At 47.8% G+C, this 24,961-nt stretch carries 20 protein-coding genes; all 20 read right to left on the bottom strand.

What is annotated here, in order from left to right; genetic code table 11:
* Window positions 1–24 precede the first annotated feature (24 nt).
* A complete protein-coding gene (gene murA / locus B4V02_RS08730; RefSeq protein ID WP_007431189.1) occupies window positions 25–1,335 on the bottom strand; it encodes a UDP-N-acetylglucosamine 1-carboxyvinyltransferase in 1,311 nt (436 codons plus the stop codon).
* On the bottom strand, window positions 1,325–2,230 hold the full coding sequence (gene murB / locus B4V02_RS08725) for a UDP-N-acetylmuramate dehydrogenase (RefSeq protein WP_094154492.1): 906 nt from the start codon (window positions 2,228–2,230) through the stop codon (window positions 1,325–1,327). Before murB ends, murA begins: the two co-directional genes overlap by 11 nt.
* Window positions 2,231–2,376: 146 nt before the next feature.
* A complete protein-coding gene (gene murG, locus B4V02_RS08720; RefSeq protein ID WP_094154491.1) occupies window positions 2,377–3,486 on the bottom strand; it encodes an undecaprenyldiphospho-muramoylpentapeptide beta-N-acetylglucosaminyltransferase in 1,110 nt (369 codons plus the stop codon).
* 6 nt (window positions 3,487–3,492) lie between these two features.
* The gene (gene spoVE / locus B4V02_RS08715) at window positions 3,493–4,590 is read right to left on the bottom strand and encodes a stage V sporulation protein E (protein ID WP_007431192.1); all 1,098 of its coding nucleotides are present in this window, start codon (window positions 4,588–4,590) and stop codon (window positions 3,493–3,495) included.
* Between the two features lie 49 nt (window positions 4,591–4,639).
* Window positions 4,640–6,061: a UDP-N-acetylmuramoyl-L-alanine--D-glutamate ligase gene (murD, locus tag B4V02_RS08710; RefSeq protein WP_094154490.1), complete on the bottom strand. Its 1,422-nt coding sequence runs from the start codon at window positions 6,059–6,061 to the stop codon at window positions 4,640–4,642.
* Window positions 6,062–6,065: 4 nt separating this feature from the next.
* Window positions 6,066–7,034 carry a phospho-N-acetylmuramoyl-pentapeptide-transferase gene (gene mraY / locus B4V02_RS08705; protein ID WP_007431194.1) on the bottom strand — a complete coding sequence of 323 codons (969 nt, stop codon included), beginning with the start codon at window positions 7,032–7,034 and terminating at the stop codon, window positions 6,066–6,068.
* Window positions 7,035–7,056: 22 nt separating this feature from the next.
* Window positions 7,057–8,460, bottom strand: coding sequence for a UDP-N-acetylmuramoyl-tripeptide--D-alanyl-D-alanine ligase (locus B4V02_RS08700; RefSeq protein WP_094154489.1), 1,404 nt, complete (start codon window positions 8,458–8,460; stop codon window positions 7,057–7,059).
* Complete coding sequence (locus B4V02_RS08695) at window positions 8,460–9,947, bottom strand: UDP-N-acetylmuramoyl-L-alanyl-D-glutamate--2,6-diaminopimelate ligase (protein ID WP_094154488.1); 1,488 nt, start codon at window positions 9,945–9,947, stop codon at window positions 8,460–8,462. The genes B4V02_RS08700 and B4V02_RS08695 overlap by 1 nt, the downstream gene beginning before the upstream one ends.
* Window positions 9,948–10,002: 55 nt before the next feature.
* A complete protein-coding gene (locus tag B4V02_RS08690) occupies window positions 10,003–11,919 on the bottom strand; it encodes a stage V sporulation protein D (protein WP_094154487.1) in 1,917 nt (638 codons plus the stop codon).
* Window positions 11,920–12,001: 82 nt separating this feature from the next.
* Window positions 12,002–14,374, bottom strand: coding sequence for a penicillin-binding transpeptidase domain-containing protein (locus B4V02_RS08685; RefSeq protein WP_094154486.1), 2,373 nt, complete (start codon window positions 14,372–14,374; stop codon window positions 12,002–12,004).
* 59 nt (window positions 14,375–14,433) lie between these two features.
* The gene (locus B4V02_RS08680; RefSeq protein ID WP_007431199.1) at window positions 14,434–14,814 is read right to left on the bottom strand and encodes a type VI secretion system membrane subunit TssM; all 381 of its coding nucleotides are present in this window, start codon (window positions 14,812–14,814) and stop codon (window positions 14,434–14,436) included.
* A 23-nt stretch (window positions 14,815–14,837) separates the two neighbouring features.
* Window positions 14,838–15,788, bottom strand: coding sequence for a 16S rRNA (cytosine(1402)-N(4))-methyltransferase RsmH (rsmH, locus tag B4V02_RS08675; protein WP_068502155.1), 951 nt, complete (start codon window positions 15,786–15,788; stop codon window positions 14,838–14,840).
* 17 nt (window positions 15,789–15,805) lie between these two features.
* Window positions 15,806–16,243 (bottom strand): division/cell wall cluster transcriptional repressor MraZ, encoded by a 438-nt coding sequence (gene mraZ / locus B4V02_RS08670; protein WP_007431201.1) that lies wholly within the window; start codon window positions 16,241–16,243, stop codon window positions 15,806–15,808.
* A gap of 337 nt (window positions 16,244–16,580) precedes the next feature.
* Complete coding sequence (locus B4V02_RS08665) at window positions 16,581–17,846, bottom strand: adenosylhomocysteinase (protein ID WP_007431202.1); 1,266 nt, start codon at window positions 17,844–17,846, stop codon at window positions 16,581–16,583.
* 79 nt (window positions 17,847–17,925) lie between these two features.
* A complete protein-coding gene (gene bshC / locus B4V02_RS08660) occupies window positions 17,926–19,557 on the bottom strand; it encodes a bacillithiol biosynthesis cysteine-adding enzyme BshC (RefSeq protein WP_094154485.1) in 1,632 nt (543 codons plus the stop codon).
* A gap of 122 nt (window positions 19,558–19,679) precedes the next feature.
* Window positions 19,680–20,618: an ABC transporter ATP-binding protein gene (locus B4V02_RS08655; protein ID WP_179032928.1), complete on the bottom strand. Its 939-nt coding sequence runs from the start codon at window positions 20,616–20,618 to the stop codon at window positions 19,680–19,682.
* An 11-nt stretch (window positions 20,619–20,629) separates the two neighbouring features.
* Window positions 20,630–21,580 (bottom strand): ABC transporter permease, encoded by a 951-nt coding sequence (locus B4V02_RS08650; protein WP_094154484.1) that lies wholly within the window; start codon window positions 21,578–21,580, stop codon window positions 20,630–20,632.
* Between the two features lie 4 nt (window positions 21,581–21,584).
* Entirely contained in the window at window positions 21,585–22,517 is a 933-nt protein-coding gene (locus B4V02_RS08645; protein WP_094154483.1) for an ABC transporter permease, read from the bottom strand.
* A 193-nt stretch (window positions 22,518–22,710) separates the two neighbouring features.
* Window positions 22,711–24,414 carry a peptide ABC transporter substrate-binding protein gene (locus tag B4V02_RS08640; protein WP_094154482.1) on the bottom strand — a complete coding sequence of 568 codons (1,704 nt, stop codon included), beginning with the start codon at window positions 24,412–24,414 and terminating at the stop codon, window positions 22,711–22,713.
* 153 nt (window positions 24,415–24,567) lie between these two features.
* A complete protein-coding gene (locus B4V02_RS08635) occupies window positions 24,568–24,957 on the bottom strand; it encodes a DUF3397 domain-containing protein (protein WP_094154481.1) in 390 nt (129 codons plus the stop codon).
* Between the last annotated feature and the right edge of the window lie 4 nt (window positions 24,958–24,961).

The following is a 24,961-nucleotide window of genomic DNA, read 5'->3' as shown; positions in this document are numbered from 1 at the left end:
GCTGCCGGAGGGACGTTCCAGGCATTAATTTACGAAATCCAGCTGCTCCAGCACCGGAGACTGACGGCTCATTAAGGCGCCCAGTCCCTGGAAAAGACGTTCGATCCGGTCATACCCTCTGTCAATGTGGTGAACCTGCTCAACAATGGTACGTCCCTGGGCAGCCAGCCCCGCTATAACCAGCGCAGCCCCTGCCCGCAGATCGGTAGCCTCTACCGTAGCCCCGTATAGACGAGAAACTCCTCTTATAAAGGCAGCATTCGCATCGACCGTAATATCGGCTCCCATCACATTTAATTCATCCACATGTTTGAATCTGCTTTCGAAGACGGTCTCTTTCATGACACTGAAGCCGTCCGCCAAAGAAAGCAGAACCATGACTTGAGACTGCAAATCTGTTGGAAAAGATGGGTAAGGTGAAGTCACAATCCTCTCCACCGCTTTGGGGCGGCTCATACAGCTTATGGTCATTATATCATTCAGGATGCCGATTTGAACACCAGCCCGCCTAAGGACATGAATCAATGCGGACAAGTGGGAGGGATTACAGTGTGTCAATGACACACTGCCACGTGTAGCAGCAGCTGCGATCATAACCGTTCCTGCTACAATACGGTCAGGAATGACCTCATACGTACACGGATTCAGGCTACTGACCCCCGTAATTGTAATCGTGTCTGTTCCTGCACCGATAATATGGGCACCCATGGCATTCAGGAAGTTCTGAAGATCCTGAATCTCCGGTTCCCTCGCTGCGTTGGTAATCGTTGTTCGTCCTTCAGCCAACACGGCAGCCATCATAATATTTTCCGTTGCTCCTACGCTCGGAAAATCCATATGAATGTCTGAGCCGGTCAGCTTGCGGGCACGGAACGTAATTTGCTCGTCTTTTTCCTCGATCTCTGCACCAAGAGCCTTTAAGCCCTCCAGATGAAGGTCGATTTTACGCTCGCCTATAGCGCAGCCTCCCGGCTGGTAAATGGAAACTTCACCATATCTGGCGAGCAGAGGTCCCATGAGAAAGATCGATGAACGCATTTGCTTCATCAAATCCTCCGGAATTTGGAACGATCGGACGGACGACGTATCCACGTATACCGTTTCCTCTTCATGTCGGCATGTACAGCCGAGTCTTTCAAGGATGTGCAGCATGACCTTAATGTCCAATAGATGGGGCACATTCCGAATTTCCACCTTACCTTGCGCAAGCAAACTTGCTGCAAGAATAGGCAGTGCCGCATTTTTTGCTCCATGGATACGTATGGTGCCTGACAGGGGACGGCCTCCCTCAATCACCAATTTGTCCAATGTATCACCTCCGAGTTTACCGCTCACCCACTACGAAAACCTCCGGAACTAGCTTGATGCCGGTTTGAGATGATATTGTACTTTGAATATGCTTCATTAGGGTAAGCACGTCCTCTGCTGTCGCTTGACCGGTATTTACAATGAAATTGGCATGCTGTACAGATACTTCAGCGCCTCCCGCCTTCAAGCCCTTCAGACCTGCGCTTTCAATAAGCCGGGCGGCATAGTCACCTGGCGGATTACGGAACACGCTTCCTGCGCAAGCTAACTGTAACGGCTGAGTCAGCCTGCGGCGGTCTTTAAAAGCCGCAAGCGCCGCTGAAATTTCCTCGCGGTCGCCCCGCTTCATCTGAAATACTGCCTTTGTCACCATTCCACGCTGCTCATGCAGCACGGAGTGGCGATAGCTAAAACGCATGTCCTCGGCATCGTACACAGCCAAATCCCCTGTATCCAGCACAATCTCAGCGGACTGGAATATTTGTGACACATCAGACCCATGGGCACCGGCGTTCATGTAGACAGCCCCCCCGACTGATCCCGGGATACCACCCGCAAATTCAAGGCCGGACAGCCCCTGCTTACTAGCCATAACACACAGTTTGACCAGTGACATGCCTCCGCCAGCGATGATCTGTTCATCCTCAAAATGGACATAATCAAATCCCGGCCCCAGTTTGATCACAAGCCCCCGTATTCCTTTGTCGGAAACGAGCATGTTGGAGCCCCTCCCCAACTGCATCCAGGGGATACCGTGCTCGCGAGCCAGCCGTAAAACCCTTGCCAGCTGCTCCTTGGTATCCGGGATGACAAGAGCATCCGCAGGGCCTCCAATCTTCCATGTCGTATATTTGGACAGCGGCTCATGCTCCAGCACTTTTCCGATATCATGCTCCGCTAATAATGGCATCCATTGCTGCATTGTACTGAAACCTCCTTGTTGCTTGCCCCCGCATAGTTATGAGGCTCTCACCTGACAACCGGCAGCCTGAGTGATGGTCACAATCTATAGGGTATCCTATGTCAATAGCGTCCGATATGTGACAACCGCCCAAACTGCGCTGCGGACTACCTTTTACGGGCAAGGCGCTCCATTTCTTTTACTAAAATATCTGCCGAGTCAGGCTTGCCAAGTGAAGACGCCGACTCTGCCATCCGGTTACGCAATGCTTCATCCCCCATAATTCCTGCAATAGTCTGAAACAGAGAAGAACCGCTCAATTCCTTTTCCACGATCATTACCGAAGCGCCTGCCTTTTCAAGCGTGCGGGCATTGGCCTCCTGATGATTATTGGTCACATTAGGTGATGGAATCAGAATGGACGGAATACCCAACGATGTAATCTCGGCCAAGAAGGACGCACCGGCGCGATTAACGATTAAAGAGGTACAAGCCAGCACCTCTGGCATATTGTGAATATAGGGAAGCACGTGAAGATGGTTGGGCAATGAGCCGATCTGATTCCGTATGCTGTCCAACGTCTGTTCATAGTAAGATTCACCAGTCACATATACAAAATGGACGTCTTTCAGTTGCGAAAGTTGCGGAGCCATGGCAATCATAGCATCATTAATAGCTTTCGCTCCCCTGCTGCCGCCTACCACAAGTACAACCGAGCTATTCATCGGAACCCCGATCGTAGCAAAGCCTCGATCCCGGTTAGCCAAACGAACTGTCGTCGCGCGTGGATTCCCGGTATACAATACATTTTTGGCTTTGGGAAAAGCCCCTTCAGAGCCTTCAAAGCTAACGGCCACCGTATCTACATAGCGGCTCAGAAATGCATTGGTCAGGCCTGGAATCGCATTTTGCTCATGAATCATGCTGGGTATGCCCAGCTTGGAAGCTGCATAGACGACAGGGCCGCATACATATCCCCCGGTACCTATGACGATATCTGGTTTAAATTTTTTTAATAATGCTTTGGACCTACGAACCCCCTGGAAAAAGCGCATGATCGTTTTAATATTTTCCAAGGACAAGCTGCGACGAAATCCTGTGATATCAATAGCCTCGAACGGAATTTTTTCCTGAGGAACCAGCTTGCTTTCGAGTCCTCGTTGACCGCCAATGTATAAAAATTCAGCGTCCGGATCAATCTCTTCGCACTGTCTGGCTACGGCCAGCGCCGGATAAATATGCCCTCCGGTACCGCCGCCGCTCAACACGACGCGCATAAACCTTCACCTCGCATAACGTGATAAATTCAGTAAAATACCCAACGCAGTTAGCATCAACGTCAGAGAAGAGCCTCCATAGCTGATTAAGGGCAATGTTATTCCTGTCACCGGCATTAAGCCGATGACAACACCGATGTTAATGACAACCTGTACGGCAACCATTCCGACAATGCCTACCGCCAGCAAGCTGCCATAGGTATCCGGAATAGTAATAGCGACACGCATTCCTCTCCATACGAGCACCAGAAAGAGTCCCAGCACCGTCATTCCACCGATAAAACCAAGCTCCTCCGCCAAAATAGAAAAGATAAAATCCGTCTGCGGCTCGGGAACATAACTGTATTTCTGCCGACTCATGCCAAGTCCCAGACCCGCCAATCCACCAGGTCCAATGGCATATAGCGATTGAATAATTTGATAGCCTGCACCAAGCGGATCGGACCAAGGGTCCAGAAAAGCCGTAATCCGCTGGAGTCGATAAGGCGCAGCCGCGATCAGTGCAGCAAACCCTGCTGCCCCCGACAAGGCCAGCAGGCCAAGATGCTTCATGCGCGCACCAGCTGTAAATACGATCAGCATAGACGCTCCCATCATCACTGTACCTGTACCCAAATCGGGCTGCAGCATGATCAGGCCGAAGGCCAGTCCCATGAGTCCAAGCGGAGGCAATAGGCCACGCGTAAAAGAACTAATATCATAATCTGCACGACTGAGCCATTGGGCGAGATAAAGAATCATGCCCAGCTTCATAAACTCGGAAGGCTGAATGCCGAAAGAGCTGATACCCAGCCAGCTCCGTGCTCCGCCTCTAACTACACCAATGCCGGGAATTAACACGGCAACCAGCAACGCGAGACAGATCAGAAGCACGACCTTGGCATATTTCTGCCAGATTCGATAGTCCGTTCTGGCAGTAAAATACATCGCTACAAGACCAAGCCCCGCAAAAAGCAATTGCCGTTTTACAAAATAGTAGGAGTCCCCGTACTCGTGAAAAGCGAGGACGGCGCCCGCGCTGTATACCATAATCATGCCGATGGCTAATAAGCTTATAATACAGACGAAAAGCCATATATCCGGCGCCGAACGAGATTGCTTCATCAGGAGGCCACCCCTTGCATAAAAGTAGGGGCTTATCCAACCCCCCTACTTACAATTTATGCGCCGCCTCTTTAAAAATACGTCCACGCTCTTCATAGGATTGGAACATATCCCAGCTTGCGCAAGCGGGTGAGAGTAATACCACATCTCCCGGCTCAGCAAGTTCTGCCGCCTTGTTCACAGCCTCCACGAGCGTAGCGGCGGCGTCCTCCCCATTATCGACGACCTCGACATGCTCTATTCCGGCCTGATGGGCCCGATCTGCCAGCTTATGCCGTGTCTCACCCAGAAGCACAACGGCCTTTACACGCTCCTGCAGGGACGGTACAAGCTCCGTATAATCTGAGCCGCGATCCAACCCTCCGGCAATCAGTACAACGGGTTGCTTAAAGGAAGATAGGGCCATCATAGTCGCTTTGGAATTAGTTGCTTTGGAATTATTGTAATAGGCTGCTCCGGCATGCTCGATGACATATTCAAGCCGATGTTCTACACCGCGAAAAGCGCTTAAGGGTTCTGCCAGCTTCGCAGGCTCTGCGCCTGCGGCAATGGCTATTGCGCAAGCAGCGAGCGCATTTTCCACGTTAAAGCGACCCGGCAGTCCAATCTCGTCCACACCTATAATGGGATGCACCACCCCAAGGCTATCGCGGTATACGATGCTTCGTTCGATATCATCCGTCACATCCGGTATGTATGGCGGGTCAGCAAACAACCCTTCCTGCAAGCGTTCCGTCATCGAGAACGGAAGCAGCTTCGCCTTAATATAGGGCACAAGCTCCCGGCAGACCGGATCATCCCAGTTCACCACCGCTGTATCAGCAGACGTTTGATTGGCAAACAGACGTGCCTTGGATGCAACATAATCCTCCATGCCTCCATGGTAGTCCAGATGGGTCTCAGCCACATTGAGCAAGCAAGCAACAGCAGGCTTAAAATCCTTTGTTCCTTTTAATTGAAAGCTGCTCAGCTCCACAACCATCCACTCATCTGTCTTGGCGTCCACAGCCGCCTCACATAATGGAGTTCCGATATTACCAGCCACGATCGGATTCATACCAGCAGACTCCAACAGCTTGCCCACCCACGTGGTCGTGGTCGTCTTACCATTGGAGCCTGTAATTCCGATGATCGGGGCTTTACACAGATGGTAGGCAACCTCAACTTCGGTCACAACCTCAATGCCGAGCTCGACAGCTTTCTGTACAGGCGGGGCGCTATAAGGGATGCCTGGATTTTTGACGACCAGCTTCACCCCCGGATGAATCAGTCCCTCCGGGTGCCCCCCGCATAAAACGGAAATTCCCAAAGCCTCTAATTCAGAAGCTTCGGGACATTGTTCCCTGTCTTTTTTATCATTGACGGTCAGCTTGGCTCCTGCCTGATGCAGCACCTTGGCAACCTGTACACCGCTTTTGGCCAGGCCTATAACGACAACTTCCTGATCTCGGTATGCGTCTGGATGGTTCATTTGTCTACAACCCCTTGTTGAGATAAAGTCCGAGTCCTGCCAGCAACAGTCCTACAGCCCAGAATGTGATAACTACACGCCATTCGGACCAACCGGACAGCTCGAAATGATGATGAATCGGGCTCATTTTGAAAATGCGTTTGCCACGTGTTTTAAAGGAAGCCACCTGCAAGACCACGGACAGCATTTCAATCACGAATACGCCACCGATAATAATGAATAAAATTTCGCTTTTCGTTACGATTGCAATGGCACCTATGGCGCCACCGATGCCCAGCGATCCCGTGTCGCCCATAAATACTTTGGCAGGGTGTGCATTGTATACAAGAAAACCAAGCACAGCACCAATCATCGCCGCTGAGCATACCGCAGCCGGAAGCGAGGTCGCCTGAATCGCGACAATCGCATAAGCGGCGAAGGCAATTGCACTGGTACCAGACAGCAGCCCGTCCAGCCCGTCTGTGAAATTGACAGCATTGCTGATTGCCAGCATCATGATAATAATGAACGGGTAGTAAAACCAGCCCCCCCAATCAAATGACCATGAGGTACCCGGAATGCCGATGACAGTACTATGATCATTGCTGAGTAGAAGCCAGCACATAATCCCGCCAAACAATAATTGCCCGAACAGCTTTTGGCGCGCCGTCAGACCCAGTGAGCGCTTGAATACAATTTTGATATAGTCATCCAAAAAGCCGATCAGCCCAAAGCCGAGCGTAGCGACCAATAAAACGTAAAAGTCCGTATTTTTGATAGCTGAAAACTTAAGAAAGGTCAGCGTAAAAGCCAGCAGAATCACGATACCGCCCATTGTAGGCGTACCAATCTTTTTAAGATGGCTTTGTGGCCCGTCATCCCGGACCTGCTGGCCGAATTTCATACGCCGCAGCAGCGGAATAAGCAGTGGAGCGGCGATGACCGCCAGTATAAACGATACGACGATCGTCAGCAGTAATAATTGAATATCCATGGGAGTCTTCCTCTCGTCAACATCAGTTCTTTAGCGGACCGTTTTTCAGCGCATCCACAATTTCTTCCAATCGCATCCCTCTGGATGCCTTAACCAGCACAATATCATTAGCATGGAGATAAGTCCGCAAATGCTGGATCAGCTTTTCCTTATCCGTATAAGCGTGTACTTGTTCAGTTGGCATTAGTCCTAGAGCTCCCTGCGCAATAGACATCCCCAGCTCACCGTAGGTAAACAGCTCCTCTACGTCGTGCTTAGCTGCAAAAAGCCCGATTTCCTCATGGAACTGCTTTTCCTCCGGTCCCAGCTCCAGCATATCACCAAGCACGGCAATTTTACGTCCGTCCGTTTTGTACCCGGATAACGTCTGTAGTGCAGCCTTCATTGAAGCAGGACTGGCGTTATAGGCATCGTTTAGCACAGTAAGTCCGTCAGAGCATCTCACAACCTCAATGCGCATGCCTGTCAGCTTCAAAGACGACAGCCCTTTGCGTATATGGTCTGCATCGACATTGAAATGACGCGCTACCGCCAGTGCTGCCAACCCGTTTACAATATTGTGCTGTCCAAGCAAGGGGAGTCGGAAAGCCTCTTTGCCAGATTGGGCGGTTGTGAATAAGCTGCCTTGTTCATCCGAAGTGATTGCTGTTGGATAATCATCATTGTTCTTGGATATACCGAACGTAAACCATTTTAAACCTTCAGGCTTGACCGTTGCAGGCTCCGCCAGCACTTGTGGCAATAGTGGCTCATCACCGTTGTAGATCAGCAAGCCACCGGGCTTGAGACCACTGGCGATTTCCAGCTTTGCACGAGCGATTTCCGCACGGGAACCAAGCTGGAGCAAGTGAGATTCGCCTATATTGGTAATGACGGCAACATCCGGCTTTGCAATATCAGTGAGCAGGCCGATCTCGCCACGTCCGCTCATACCCATTTCAAGAATAAGAATATCTGTATCCTGCGGCATGGACAGTACCGTTAAAGGCAAACCGATATGATTGTTATAATTTCCTTCGGTTTTGTGTACTTTAAAAGTCGTGCCCAGCAGAGCCGTCACGATGTCTTTCGTCGTCGTCTTACCGTTGCTTCCTGTGATTCCGACGACTGAAACGCCAGTTTCACGCAAATATGCAGTTGCTAGCTGCTGGAGAGCTTCTAATGTATTCTCTACTTCTATGGCGTTTCCCGCTGGAGGCGCTCCGTGATCCTTTTGCCATAAAAAAGCAGCTGCACCTGCCTCGCTCATGATCTGCTGCACATAATTATGCCCGTCAAATCGCTCGCCGGAAAGTGGAACGAACAGCCCTTGGCTTTGCGGCTTGCGTGAATCTGTAAAAACGCCCTCAATCATCTGTTCAGCGTCCGCTTCTTTGTGAAGTGTTCCTCCGCTCATGAAGGCAATTTGACCGATTGTTCTTTTCATCACTTGGATAAACCCCTTATCGCTTCTTTGGCTACGATGCGGTCATCGAATTCATGCACCGTTTTTCCGATCAGCTGGTAGGTCTCATGACCTTTTCCCGCAATCAATACTACATCGTCAGGGCTTGCCATTTCAATAGCTTTATGAATAGCAGCTCTGCGATCTACGATCAGCTCGTATCGTTCTGCGGCTACCCCTTCGTCAATCAGCCCCTGCTCGATATCTTTCAAAATAACTTCCGGGTCCTCTGTTCGGGGGTTGTCGGAAGTAATAAACGAATGATCGCTGTATCGCGCGGCAATCTTTCCCATCAAAGGACGTTTGGTACGATCCCGATCTCCACCGCATCCAAATACACACCATATTTTACCGACCGCAAATTCCTTAACCGTGCGAAGAACGTTTTCCAATCCGTCCGGGGTATGAGCATAATCTACAATCACAGCAAACGGCTGACCCGCATCTACAGGCTCTACCCGCCCGTCTACGCCTGCTATAGACTCCAGACTGTGCTTAATATCGGCCAGCGAGATCCCTTCCAGTAAAGCAGCCGTGATGGCTGCTAATGCGTTGTACACATTGAACTTGCCTACCATTCGAAGCTCAATATCGGTATCCCCTTTGAAAGTCGACACATGGAAGGAGGTCCCCTTCGCGCTAATCGCGATACGGGATGCCTGCACATCGGATTCCTTTTCCACGCCATATGTAATGACTTGGGCCGCAGTTTGAGCCTGGAAGTAGGAAGAGGCCGGATCATCCGCATTCAGAACAGCATATTTACTGTCCGACCAATCCCGCGAGAAGGCATTTCCCAATCTGGAAAACAAAAGTCCTTTAGCAGCACGGTACTCCTCCATTGTCTTATGATAATCCAGGTGATCCTGTGTCAGGTTTGTAAATATAGCGGTACGAAAATCAGTTCCTTTGACGCGTCCCTGCTCCAGTGCATGTGAGGATACCTCCATGACACAGCATTGAACACCTTGCTCTGCCATATTGCCGAGATAACGTTGCAGCTCTACCGCTTCGGGCGTAGTGCCTGACATAGGGTAAGACTGACCACCATAACGCATTTGAATCGTACCGATCAGTCCGGTGTTTACTCCGGCATCATTCATGATTTTTTCAATTAGATAAGTAATTGTGGTTTTGCCGTTGGTTCCGGTGATGCCGATCATGCGCAATCGACGGCTCGGTGAATCAAACATATAATCCGACAAAACCGCCATGGCATAACGAGCGTCCTTAACCACAAGCTGTGGAACAGACACATCCAGCTCCCGCTCTACAACTAAGGCTGCCGCACCGGACGCAATTGCCTGCACGGCATAGTCATGTCCGTCCACTGTAAAACCAGGCAAGCACAGAAACAAGTCTCCCTGCTCTACCCGACGTGAATCCGCCCCGATTCCTCGGCAATCCACTGTACCATCCCCCACGATGCGGGAGACGGCCAGCAGTGAAGCCAATTGTTGAAGCTCCATCTTTCATTCCTCCATTGCTCTCTCGTTATTCATAGTATGGTATAAAAAAAACCTATCAATCCCCCATATAAATACGGATCGTTGATCCCCGTTCCAATCTGGAGCCCGGCTTCGGCGCCTGACTGACCACCGTCTTGCCTGACCCGGATTTTACAAGCATAAAGTTCATATTCATATCTTCGTACAAATCAGCCACGCCGGCACCTACCAAATCCGGGACCGTATCAATTCGAGTTTCCCCGTACTTATACTCCTTGGCAATCTGATTGGTGCGAGGTGGTATTTTCAGAGCAAGCAGCGAATCCCGCAAAATATTTTGCACGATTGGTGCAGCGACTACCCCGCCGAATTGAACACCTTTCGGGTTATCAACAGCAGTGTACACCACAATCTGCGGGTCATCCGCGGGAGCAAAGCCGATAAAAGATACAATATGCTCCGAAGAAGAATACCGTCCATTAATGACCTTCTGCGCTGTACCCGTTTTACCTCCCACCCGGTAACCCTCAATAAAAGCAGGACGACCTGTGCCTTTGGCAACGACGCTCTCCAGCGCTTCCCTCACCTGTCGGGAGGTATCCTCTGAAACAACCCTTCGCACCAGCTTCGGTTCTACTTTTTCCAGCACCTTGCCTGTTTCCGGCTGAATCCAGGCTTTTGTAATGTGAGGCTTATAAAGGTTGCCACCATTAATTGCAGCAGATACCGCCGTCACCTGCTGGATCGGAGTGACTGAAACCCCTTGACCAAAGGCGGTTGTCGCCAGTTCTACAGGCCCGACCTTGGGAAGTTTGAACAAAATTCCATTTCCCTCACCAATCATGTCGATGCCTGTTTTGCTGCCAAAACCGAAATTGCGAATGTACTTGAACAGTGCTTCTTTGCCCAAACGCTGCCCTAGCGTTACAAAACCGGGGTTGCAAGAATTCTCCACCACTTGAAGAAAGGTCTCGCTGCCATGACCGCCTTTTTTCCAACAGCGCAGGCGCGCCCCGCCAACTTCAATATATCCCGGATCAAAAAAATGGTCATTTTTGAGATCTACTTTCTTTTCTTCCAACGCAGCGGCCAGTGTAATAATTTTAAACGTAGAACCAGGTTCGTAGGTCATCCAGATCGGCAAATTCCGATTGTAAATTTCAGGCGCATATTGCTTGTATAGCGCTGGCTCATAGCTTGGTCGTCCAGCCATGCCCAGTATCTCACCTGTCTTGGGATTCATGGCAATAGATAATGCCGAGTTGGCCTGAAATTTGACCATGGCTTGGTCAAGCTCTCGCTCCATGATGGACTGCACAGACTTATCAATGGTCAATTGTAAATTCAGGCCATCCTTCGGTTCAATGTACTTTTCAGAAGAACCGGGCATCAGCCGACCACCTGCATCAGATAAATATGCAATACTCCCATCAATCCCCCGAAGCTTGCTGTTTTGCTGCTTTTCTACTCCTGTCAGCCCTTGATTATCAATTCCCGTAAATCCGAGAATATGAGCCGCCAGATCGCCATAGGGATAATAACGTTTGTTGTCCTCAGCAACAACGATACCCGGCAGCTTCAAATCACGAATTTGCTGCGCTTTCTCCATCGTAATTTTCCGTCCGCCGGGTTGAAGTTTTTGGCTTGCAGTTCGTTTGGTAATAAGCTTAAGCACTTTATCCTCACTCATATCCAGCAAGGGCGCCAGCTTCCGTGCCGTTTCTTCCGGCTGCTTAATCTGTACGGGTATCGCCATAACTGTCGGCGAACTAACATTATAGGTCAATGCCGTACCCTGCCGGTCCAAAATTTCGCCACGCTTGGCGGCAAAAGGAATATTGCGGCGCCACGAATCCTCAGCCTTGGCCGAGAGCTCGCCTCCTTTACCCAATTGAACATAGGCGAGCCGGATCGACAAGGCCGTGAACAGTACAAACAATCCCAGCAGCCCCCACACCAGCCTGCGCCGCATGATCACGTTAGATTTTTTCAAACGCGCCCCCTCCGTTCCTCCAAATACTCATGACATGTCTTACCTCATGAATATTCAAAAAAACGGCCGTTAGAACAAGCTATCAATTATCCTCGCCTTTAATAGCAGCAGCACTTTTTTCATCTGCTATAGCAGAGTTTCCTCCACTTGGAGGCCTGACGCTTGTGCCTGCATTCGCAGTAGTATCGGTACCGGTGTCGGTTTTTGTATCGGGTTTGAGATTGGTACCCGTCTTCGCTGCACTGCCTGACTGATTTGTAGCCACACCTGTGGCCTGATCCGGCGTGTCCTCCGGTTTCACTCCAGTTACGGTTTCCTTGGCTGGCTGGAGCTTCACGCTGACGGTCCGCTTGCCATTCACCATTTGTGCCTTTTGAGAGACAACATAGCCCTCGCCACTCACCTGGACACCAACCTTCATAAGCGTCAAAACTTGAAGTGTGTCACGCAATGAAACACCTGTAAAGTCAGGGATGGTCATGTTGGCACTATCCTCGGTCAGCAAATAAATGCGTTGCCCCGATTTCATTTTGACGCCTGCCTCAGGATACTGGCGAACGATTTTGGAGCCTTTACCTACCGTTTCATAGGCAATCCCCTGTTTGAGCAATGCGTTTTGTGCATCCTTTTTCACCTGACCGGTTAATTGCGGTACAGTGGGCAGGTCGACCGTTTTCACAGCAGAGCCATCTGTCTTATTCGCCTTGGTTCCTGTTTTGGGAACTCCCATGTATTGCAGCGACTGGGACACGATTTTTTTAAATACAGGCGCCGCCGCCGTACCACCGCCTACCGATTTGTTAGGTTCGTCCATGACGACCAATACGGCTATTTTCGGATCATTTACCGGTGCAAATCCAATAAAGGAGACGACATCCTTCGAATGGTCGTATACTTTGCCGACGACCTTCGTCGCCGTACCTGTTTTACCAGCAACACGATATCCGTCAATATAGGCAAGACGTCCTGTACCAATTTCCTGGTCAGACACGACCTGCTCCAGATAGCTGCTTGTCTGGACTGCCGATTCCTTCGAAATCACCTGACGGACTTCCTTAGGTTGAATCGTCTGCACTTCGTCCGTATCTGGATTTACAATTTCCTTCACCAAATGAGGCACCATGAGCTTACCCCCATTAGCAATGGCCGAAATCGCAGCTACCTGCTGGATAGGTGTCACCTGAACACGTCCGTGTCCAAAGGAAGCCGTTGCAACTTCGGATTTGTATTGGGTATGGAATGTGATAGCTCCAGCAGACTCACTTGGAAGATCAATCCCCGTTTTTACACCAAAGCCAAAGTTATTAATATAATTTTTCAGCTTTTCGCCACCCAGCTTGTCCAGCCCTAGATGGACGAAACCGACGTTACTTGAACGCTTGACACCTTGAAGATAGGTTAACGTTCCCCAGTTACGGCTCACGTCGCGAATATCCCAGCCTCCGACCCTAACGATACCAGACCGGTAGGTTTCATTCGGATTAAATACCTTTTCCTGAACTGCAGCAGCCAAGGTTACAATCTTAAACGTAGAACCCGGCTCGTAGATAGACTGAGTAGCATTATTGCGAAAAGATTCCAATGGTGCACTCCCATATGTATTGGGATTAAAATTAGGATAACTCGCCATCCCGAGAACATCCATCGTTTGGGGATCTGCCGCGACAACAGTCATCGTTTTCGGATTGTATTTTGCAATAGCTTCCTGCATGGCGTTCTCTATATAATACTGAATCGTATCATCAATCGTCAGCTTTAAATTTTTCCCATTTTGTGCCGGCTCATAGATACTTTCCGATCCCTGAAGAGGGACACCCTTCAGATCCCGCTGATAAAGAAGCTTGCCAGCCGTACCCGAAAGCTCTTTATTATAATAAGCCTCCAGCCCCATGCCTGCTGTGCCGTCTTTTCTTTGATAGCCAAGAACATGGGAGGCCAGCTTATTTTCCGGATAATAGCGTTTGGATTCTTGAACAGTGTCCACAGCTCCAATTACTTCATACTTATCCTTCAAATATTTTTTGAACGTATCCACCTGTGCCTTGACCTCGGGATCTGCCTTCCAGCCACCATTACGAATCTCGCGATTTACTAAGTAGTTCCCCTTACTGTCCTTGGCCGAAAGATGTCTTCTCAACTCATCCTCAGGTGTTTTAAGTAACTGATGCAGTTTGGCTACAACCTCGTTTTCCAAATCGTATTCCTGAATGATACTCGGGTTGACCACTACCGTATAAGCAGGTGCATCCGTAGCCAGTACGTTTCCTTTACGGTCCGTAATGGTTCCACGCTTGGGCAGAATCACCTGATCTTTTTCCACTTGTGCAACTACCTGTTCATGCCAATATTCCCCGCTTACGACCTGAATCCAAAATACCTTTAGCAGCAGAACAAGAAAAAAGAGGGTAATACATCCCCCTATCAGCAGTGTGCGAAGCTTTATTCTCTTGACCATAGCTCAAACCTCTCTGCAAAAAATGTACATTAGAGCATAGCTTGAAGCTATGCTCTTAACTATTTGGCAGCCTGCTTTTCCACACGAATAGGTTCTTTTGTCGGCTCGATATATCCCTGCTGCTTTGCTGTTGGCGCAATCTGATTCTCGAGCCTCTCCTTTTGAATCTTCAGTTGGGCGATATTGGTCTGTAATTTAGAAATGTCCTTGCTGGCCGTATTAATCGCATAATTAATTTGATAAATATGAGCGTACCTGCCAATCAACATACCAGCAATGACTATGCACGCTACAAGGGTCAACAGATACAACAGCTTTTCCCGAATCGGCAGCTCTCTGCGGCGTGTAACGACTTTGGTGGTCTCACGGTACCGTTGTTGTTGAACCTGTTCCTGACGGGCTCTTTCTTTTACAGCCAAATTACCCCGTGTATAAGCCATGTCGCCTCTCCTTCTCATCAAATTTACAATTTCTCGGCAACTCTCAGCTTGGCCGACCGGGACCGTGGATTAAGCTCCAATTCCTGCTCTGATGCCACAATCGGCTTACGATTCACCAGCTTTAGATCGCCTACCATTTTGTCATCCAAAATAGGTAAATCAGACGGATAGATGCTTTTCGCCAAATACTCCTTGAAAATATGTTTGCATATCCGATCCTCCAAGGAATGAAACGTAATAACCGAAATTCTGCCCCCTGGAGCCAGACATTTTATTGCCTGATGCAAAGTATCTTCCAGTGCACCCAGCTCATCATTCACAGCAATCCGCAAAGCCTGAAAGCTGCGTTTAGCCGGATGTCCCCCGGTTCTGCGTGCCGCAGCCGGAATTCCTTCTTTGATAATATCGACAAGTTCCCCCGTTGTGTGAATAGGCTTGTTCATTCGACGTTCAATCATGATCTTCGCGATCCGTCGTGAAAACTTCTCTTCTCCGTATTGAAACAGAATACGTGCAATCTCCGCTTCCGGCCATTCATTGACAATTTCGTAAGCCGTAAGCGAGCTGCTCTGATCCATCCGCATATCAAGCGGTGCATCATGGTTATAGCTGAATCCCCGTTCCCCCTCATCGAACTGGGGCGAGGATACACCCAGATCGAACAAAATGCCTTGGACCTGCGGGACGCCGTCTTTTTCAGGCAATCCCAGTTCGGCCAGCTTGTCCTGCAGGTGGCGGAAGTTGGATTTCACTAATGAAATCTTTCCTTGATAGGCCGACAGCTTCTCACGCGCATTGTCCAATGCCCAATCGTCCTGATCAAAGGCGATGAGCCTTCCCTCAGGGCCGAGCTGTGACGCAATGACGGAACTGTGTCCTGCCCCTCCCAGCGTGCAGTCCACATAGATCCCGTCCTGCCTGATGTTCAGTGCCTGTGTTGCTTCTTCCTTGAGTACGGTAATGTGGTGAAACAAACGACTGACCTCCTAAATTACAATTCAAAGTTGAAATCAACCAATTTCTCAGCAATGTCGTTAAATGCTTCTTCTGATTGGCTGAAATATTGCTCCCAAGTGTGCTTGCTCCAAATCTCTACCCGAGTGGACACTCCCAATACGACGCACTCTTTAGTGAGCTTGGCGTATTCGCACAAATTCCCCGGTAAATTTACCCTGCCCTGTTTGTCCAATTCGCATTCAGTCGCTCCCGAGAAAAAAAATCGGGTAAACGCCCGCGCATCAGCTTTCATCAGAGGCAGTGCCTTTAATTTTTTCTCCATGACAGCCCACTCATCCATGGGATACACGAAGAGGCATTGGTCCAGCCCGCGGGTAACTACGAACGAGGCACCGAGAAGTTCACGAAATTTGGCCGGAACTGTAAGCCGACCCTTCTCATCAATGCTATGTTGGAACTCCCCCATAAACATTGGTTTCGTCACCCCTTACCCCATTTCTCCCACTTTGGCCCACTTTCCACCACCTAAGCATAATAGATTCGCTTTAAAAAATCAAAGACCTCTTTTTCATTACCAAAAAGTGATGAACGGCAAATCGATACGATTGTGTCTGTTATTGTAGCCCTCCGTCACAAGACGCCAAAAAGCCCCTTACTCCATGAAGCCGAACCCCCGACAATATGCATCAGGTTTCGAAACAACATGAAATAAAGGGCTTAATCTCCAATCCAGATGTCAACCTATACGAGCATCTGGTTAAAAAGCTGAATGTCTTAACAGCCAGCATTGTGACTGGAAAATGCTCCAGTTACGCGTTCCAGCTGTCCAGATAGATCTTTTGCTCTTCAGTTAAAGCATCAATTTTGATTCCAAGGCTATCGAGCTTGAAGCGGGCTACTTGCTCATCAATTTCATAAGGCACATTAATAACCGCTTTGCCCAGCTCGTTGTAACGATCATTCACATATTTCAAACCAAGCGCCTGAAGCGCAAATGTAGTATCCATAATCTCTGCAGGGTGACCATCCGCGGCAGCCAAATTCACGAGGCGTCCCTCTGCCAGCAAGTACATTTTACGTCCGTCTTTAAAGCGATACTCCTCAATGTTTCGACGGACCGTGCGAATGGACTCGGAGCGTTTGGCAAGCTCAGGCTTACTAACCTCTACATCAAAATGGCCTGCGTTGCACAGCACAGCCCCATCCTTCATAACATCAAAGTGCTCCCCGGTAATTACCGCTTTATTTCCAGTTACTGTAATGAAGAAATCACCCAGTTTAGCCGCTTCTACCATTGGCAATACATGGAAACCATCCATATGGGCTTCTACTGCCTTGATTGGATCAACTTCAGTTACAACAACATTGGCTCCTAGGCCTTTTGCTCGCATTGCAACCCCTTTGCCACACCAGCCATAGCCTACTACAACAACTGTGCTGCCTGCCACAACCAGGTTCGTTGTACGAATAATGCCGTCGAAAGCTGACTGTCCTGTACCGTAGCGGTTGTCGAACAAATATTTGCAGTATGCATCATTCACGGCCACCATTGGAAAGTGAAGCTGCCCTTCTTTTTCCAATGCCTTCAAACGAATAATCCCTGTAGTGGTCTCCTCTGCTCCCCCACGGATGGTAGAAATCAGATCAGGCCGTTCGGATTGCAACAGAGTTACAAGATCACCACCATCATCAATAATGAGGTCCGGCTTCGTTTCCAGCGCCTTAATTTGCAAATTTTTGAACTCTTCCGGATCCGGATTGTATTTAGCCAGGACTGTAATCCCATCTTCAACCAATGCCGCGCAAACATCATCTTGTGTGGACAATGGGTTACTACCAGTAATTGTGACCTGTGCCCCACCTGCCTGTACTACTTTAGCCAAATAAGCTGTTTTAGCCTCCAGATGCAGACAGATGGTTACCTTCAGACCTGCAAAAGGCTGCTCCTGCTCGAACTGTTGACGTATCCGGTTTAATACCGGCATGTGGGCTTCCACCCAATCAATTTTCAGATGACCTTCAGGGGCCAGTTTAAGATCGTGAACAATGCTGTTTTGCAGAGAATGGGAAGTCATTACGTTGTTTCCTCCTTAGTATGGGCTGAATCTGCTAACACGGTAAAATCAATACACTACACAAAAAATCTTACATAAATTATACATAAATTACACGATGCGTACCTGCCGGATCCGTTGGTATGTTCATAATGATATCAATCAAACCAAGCCCGTGACGGTTTAGAAAATGATAGATCGTGTACACCCGCTCCTGCGGCTGACCAAATGGAAAAAGTGACCACTCAATACGGTCCCACTGGCGAAGTGCCGTTTCATTTTGCCGAAGGAGCGCTTCCTGAACTTTCGCCTCCAGATAAGCAATCTGTCCCAGAATTTTCTTGCTGTTGGTTTCTCCGAGCCGAAGCAAACCTTTTTCAATCAATCCTGTCTGCTGTACAAGCGGCTCGTATAGACGGGCAAAGGCTTCTTTTACCCCGGAAAACTGATCCTGAATCCCAATCTGATCTTGGGCTGCAAGCCATTGTTTCTTCGACTCCTCAAGGCCGTCCCTAACCCGTCCAAAGGTTAATTCGTGCTTAAGCATATACTTCTCTACACCCGGGTCTAGCAGCGTAAAGGACATTCGGGGCAGCAGTATCGGCATCTGCATCTTCAGAACCCCGAAGGCGTCTCGGGTAATCGCCCAATAGGCAATTTCTCCTAGACCCAGCACAGATGCAAGTACCGGAAACAATGAATCCTGCATGAGAGGACGGGTTAGTACATTGTTACTAAAACGTTCCGGGTGTATTTCTATCTCCTCAAGCAGTTCTTCCTTTGTAAAGGCTACCAGGCCGCGCCGATCCGTAAATAGTCCGCCTTGCTTGAAAAGCAGCAAACGTTCATCTTCATGGATATAAAAAAGATTCGCGCCATCTTTGTGTACATCCGCTTGTAAATGATAGCCGTAATCCACGATTCGCGCAGCGGCCGTCCGGTAAGCCTGCTCCAGCTCATCATTGTGCTGAACCAACTGACGAAAAACGGATGCTTCCAGCTTGCGCAGCGAAGGATCCGCTGAATCCAGCAGTACTAGTCCATAGTCGCCAAATAAAAGGCCCAGCAGCTTGGCAAAGGCCTCACTTAGTCCATACGAATCGGTCAAACCGTGCTCAATCATACGCAAAATATCAGCCTTATGCTCTGAATCAGGCAAGCTTTGCTCTATATCCGCCATTGCCTGCTTCCACTCTACAGCATCCACTTTAATGGTACTAACCGAAGAACGGCGTTCAGGCTGCTTTTTCAGCTTGATTTTGATGGCTTGCGGATCATTCGCCAGTACGTATGTATGATTGACCTCATCCCAGTCATGATCTTCACCAGCAATCCAAAAGACGGGAACAACCGGACGTCCAAGCCTCTCCTCTGCTTCCCTGGCCGCCTTAATGATCGTGACCGCTTTGTAAATGACCAACATCGGACCTGTAAACAGTCCGCTCTGTTGTCCGCCAACTACGACTAAAGCGTCTGGACTTTCCAGCCGATCCAATGAAGCCCGAACTGCCTCATACGAATTATATTGCTCATTGTATATGCGAAGACATGCTACGACTTCCTTACGGCTTAATCGCAGATGCTCCGTCTCATCCAGCCACTTCGCCCGTTGGGCATATGCATCGGCATGCAGAACATCGTACTCATACAAATCGCGTGCGCGCCCTGTACCCTGTGTATAATCTTCTGCCAAAGCCGACCCTCCGCGAAGCATTTCAGGAATAATTCTCATGGGTCTGCCTCCTGTCTCCACCAAAACCTTACTGCTTGATTGTACCGAAAGCCCCTCTCCGCGTCAAAGCTTCCTACAAAAAAAACCGCCGAGCAACTCGACGGTTCGTGTGTAAAGCAGGATCAAGCATAAGGCTCAGCCACAAAATGTCCTTTGGACACTTCGATCAGTGTAGCATTTTCCAAGTTATAGGCCCCTGCCTTATTATCGGACGCATCATGAATTGGACCGCCTTGATCGTCAGGCATAATAATTCGTTTTTTGTTGGCTTCGACTTCCGGATCAGGAAGTGGAATCGCCGACAAAAGCATTTTCGTATATGGATGCATCGGGTTGGCATACAATTCAGAACTTTCAGCAAGCTCAACCATTTTGCCTCTATACATTACAGCTACCCGATCACTGATGTGCTTGACCATCGACAGATCATGCGCAATAAACAGGTATGTCAAACCCAAACGTTCTTGAAGCTCTTTTAACAGGTTGACAACCTGAGCCTGAATGGACACGTCAAGCGCTGAAATCGGCTCATCACAAATAATGAATTTCGGATTAACCGCCAGCGCACGGGCAATACCAATCCGTTGACGCTGTCCACCGGAAAATTCATGCGGATAGCGAGTTGCATGGTCCGGGTTCAAACCAACCAGATCCAGCAATTCTTCAATCCGTTTTTTACGTTCGGCACGGCTACCCGCCATATTATGAATATCTAACGCCTCACCGATGATATCAGAAACCGTAAAACGCGGGTTCAATGATGCATATGGATCTTGAAAGATCATTTGCATATCACGACGCATGGCTTTCATTTTGCTTGGTGATAATTTGTAAATATCTGTACCGTTAAAACGTACGCTACCTGCTGTAGGCTCATATAAGCGCAAAATGGTACGACCCGCTGTAGATTTACCACAACCGGATTCACCTACCATCCCAAGTGTTTCACCTTCGCGAATATAGAAATTCAGGTTATCCACCGCTTTGAGCACACGGTTTTTGCCAACATTAAAATACTTTTTAAGACCTTCTACCTCAATTAAATTGTTGCTACTCACCATGATCTCACCTCCTATTTCTTCAGCTTCGGATCAAGCGCATCACGCAGGCCATCGCCAAAAAGGTTGAACGCAAGCATAATCAAACTGATCAAACCTGCCGGGAAAAGCATACGCCATGGATAGTACATCCATCCTGTCAGAGCTGATTCAATCATTGAACCCAGTGACGCCTGAGGAGCCTGTACCCCTAATCCAAGGAAGCTCAGGAATGCCTCGGAGAAAATAGCGGTTGGAACGCTCAAGGTCAAAGTAACGATGATCGGACCAACAGCATTTGGCAACAAGTGGCGGAACAGCAGACGGCCTGCTCCAGCCCCCATGGAACGGGAAGCAAGTACAAATTCCCGATTTTTGAGTTGCAGCATCTCACCGCGCACAATCCATGACATGTTAATCCACCCCGTTACACAGAGCGCAATAATAATGGTGGTAATACTTGGCTCCAGTACAACGAGCAGCAGGATTGTAACCAGCAAATAAGGAATGGAATACAAGATTTCAGAAAATTTATTCATGATTTCATCAACGCGGCCACCAAAGTAACCCATAATTCCACCATAAATAACACCCATCAGCAAGTCAATCATTGCTGCAGCCAGACCGATCGTCAAGGAAATTCGCGCCCCCATCGCTGTACGGACAAACATGTCACGGCCAAGATCATCCGTTCCAAACCAGTGCTCCGCAGACGGTGCGAGATTTGTGCTCAGCAAATCATTAGAATAGTAGTTATAGGGTGACAATTTCGGACCAATCAGAGAAAAAAGCACGATTAACACCAGCACAATCAAGCTGGCCATAGCCACCTTATTTTTACGAAGCCGTTCCCAAGCATCACGCCAAGCGGATAAGCTTTCACGCTGAATAACTTCAGACTGCTTTTCATCCGCTCCGATTCTCTTAAAGTCTTCAGGTTTCACCTGAAGCTTCTCCAAGTTCACAGCATTATCTTTCACAGACATAAAGTTATCCCTCCTTTCCGCCAGTAAGCTTAATCCGTGGATCAATAAATCCATATGCAATATCTGTAATAAAACGCGCTACCATCAATAAGATTCCGTAGAAAATAGTTACTCCCATAATCATGGTATAATCACGGGTTGTAATACTATCAACAAATACCTTACCAATGCCGCCAATTCCGAAAATCCGTTCAATAACCACAGAACCAGTAATGATATTTGCAGTCATTGGACCAACATAGGTAACGACCGGCAAGATCGCATTCCGCACCACATGTTTAAACATAATCGTAACAGGCTGCAAGCCTTTCGCCTTGGCAGTCTTAATGTAGTCTGCATGAAGCACTTCCAGCATGCTGGAGCGTGTCAATCTAGCGATAAACGCAATCGGCTGAGCAGACAACGCAGCAACAGGCAGGACGTAGTCCAGTGGACCCTCAAATCCCATAACATTAAACCAGCCCAAATTCTGAGCGAAATAGAACTGGATTAGAGACGCCAGGACGAAGCTGGGAACTGCAATCCCCATAATTGCCAAGATCATTGCAATGTTATCAATGAGCCTGCGATGGTACATCGCCGCTATCATACCTAGCAAAACACCGACAATAATCGACACGATGATAGCAACAAAACCTAATTTTAGCGAAACCGTGAAAGTTTGCCCGATAATGTCAGTTACATCTTGATTCAGTTTTTTCATGGAAATACCAAAATCACCTGAAGCAATATCACCCAAGTACTTAAAATATTGAACATATACAGGCTTATCCAGCCCATATTGCTCCATTAACCGGGCTTGAATCTCAGGAGAAGTCGCTTTTTCACTCATGAAGGGGTTACCCGGAATTGCTTTCATGAGAAAAAACGTCGCAGAGATCAGAATGAACAAAGATAGCAGCATGTAGAGAAATTTACTGATCAAATAACGCGTCATTGCCCGTTTACACCCCCCATAATTTTTTCGACACCATTCGATTTTATCGAAATAGAATTGGACAATCCAATCTACTTATTTGCATGGTTACATGATGATGGAAAAGACTAGGACACAAAAAAAACGGGATATATATGGTTCAATCCACATATATATCCCGAAGTAACTATCAAACTTCAGAATTGAGCTTCAGTTACTGTGTAATATACGCTCTTGTGAAATCAATTGCTCCACTAAAGTCAAGCGCGATGTCTTTTACATTCGGTTTCGTTAAAGAAACATTTGAATAGTAGTAAATCGGAAGCATTACCATATCATCTTGAACCAGAATTTTCTCTGCTTTCGCAAAATCTTCCATACGTTTAGCTGGATCAGTTTCTGTCTTAGCTGCTTGAATCAAAGCATCATATGCAGGGTTAGAGTAACCCGCATTGTTGTTACCGTTGCCTGTTGTCCACATATCCATGAATGTCATTGGATCATTGTAGTCGGCAGACCAACCAGCACGGGCAATTTGGTAATTCAGCTTGTTACGATTTTGAATAAATACGCCCCACTCTTGGTTTTGGGTTTTGATGTCTACACCAAGATTTTTCTTCCACATATCAGCTACTGCCAAAGCAATCTTTTGGTGACTTTCACTGGAGTTATACAACAAGGTTACCGGAGGAAGTGTAGTCACGCCTTCTTCTTTCATACCTTCTTGAAGCAATTTCTTCGCTTCAGTGATGTCTTCTTTAAAGTAATCATCTTTATGCTCAGTACGGAATTCCTGAGAAACTCCTTTGATACCTGGAGGTACGAAGCCGAATGCAGGAAGTTGTCCGCCCAAGGTCACTCTGTCAACGATCGGTTGGCGTTGAATAGCCATCGCAAACGCTTTGCGGATTTTAACATTGTTAAATGGTTTTTCTGTTACATTAAATAAGTAGTAATACGTACTAGCAATTCCTTTAGCCTCGAATTCATTTGGCAACTCTTTTTTGACAGCCGGAATTTGGTCTGCAGGAATTTCGCCGTTCGGCAACCCAGAATAATCAAGTTGTCCACTTCTGTAAGAAGCCAGTTCCGTTGCACCGCTGTTTACCAGGGACATCGTAATTTTGTTCAGCTTGATTTGGTCTTTACCCCAATAGTTTTCGCTCTTGGTGACTTCGATCTTTTGACCGCTGTCCCAAGTTGTTAACGTGAAAGGTCCATTAGTGATCATGCTATCTTTCTGAACAGCCCATTTGTCATTCCCTTTAATAGAAGGATGTACAGGGTAGAAAGTATAGAACGAGGTCAAGCCAAGGAAGTAAGGAGTTGGGTTTACCAGTTCTACTTGCAATGTATGGTCATCAACAGCTTTGACACCTACATCTTTAAAGTCTGTAATTTTAGTTCCTTTAAAGGTTTTCGAAGTGCTCAGGTTGTAGCCCTCAGCATTTTTGATATAGTACAATTGATAAGCATATGGAGGTGCAGGAGCCGTGGAAGGATCCAATACCCGTTGCCAAGCAAATACGAAGTCACTTGCTTTGACCGGGTCGCCATTGCTCCATTTTGCATTATCACGAAGTTTGAACGTATAGGTTTTGCCGTCATCGGAAATTTTCCAAGATTCAGCTACGCCAGGGATTTCTTTGCCATCAGGCCCCATACGTACGAGACCTTCATACAAAGTTTTCAGAACCGTGTTAGTTTGGCTATCCTGAGCTTGTGCCGGATCGAAGGTTGGCGGTTCGGAAAGAAGGTTAATGCGCAAAATTTGTTTGTCGGCCGGAGCCGGCGTAGTTGATGCATTTTCTTGTGCGCCCTTACCATTGTTATCGTTCTTCGCGGAGCCACATCCTGCAAGTAGTGCGCCAACTGCAAGAACGAGTGTCAAAAGGACTAAAAAGCTTTTCCTTTTCATCTAGCGTTTTCCCCCTAGTTCTAAAGTGGTATATGTTTATAGATTATACAACCAGCGGTCAAAAAAATCTACATTACATTTCTTTAAATTGAGCTTTTTTTTCAAAAAAACATGATTAATTCATATTTTTTCACCAATTGATGTCATATTATATCACATGGAATTGAATATATTCTTAAATATACCAACAACAGTCAACAAAAAATACGCCAATGTCATCGCTATAAAAGTTAATCTCCAGACCGCTCTACATAATCTTTTACCATCAACCTTGCCTTTTATTCGATTTTGGGCACCTCCAATTAAACCCAGCGCCAATAGTAAAAGAAGTAAAATCAAATAAAAACCGAAGCGGGATGTGAAAATGACGTTAAAGAGTGCCGCGACGGAAAGAATCAGAAAAGCCGTGGTAATATCCATCGATGCAAGCAATGATTTCTTCTTTTCCATTTTAAGAATGTAGCGACAAACCACAAATACGATCAGAAACGGAAAAAAGGGAAGAATACTGAATGTGCTAATGGTACCTTGTATAATACTCAACTGA

Origin of the sequence: Paenibacillus kribbensis, from assembly GCF_002240415.1 — a bacterium.
Classification (GTDB): domain Bacteria; phylum Bacillota; class Bacilli; order Paenibacillales; family Paenibacillaceae; genus Paenibacillus; species Paenibacillus kribbensis.
The sequence above is the reverse complement of the archived record's forward strand: the minus strand, read 5'-3'. Positions and strand labels throughout refer to the sequence as shown.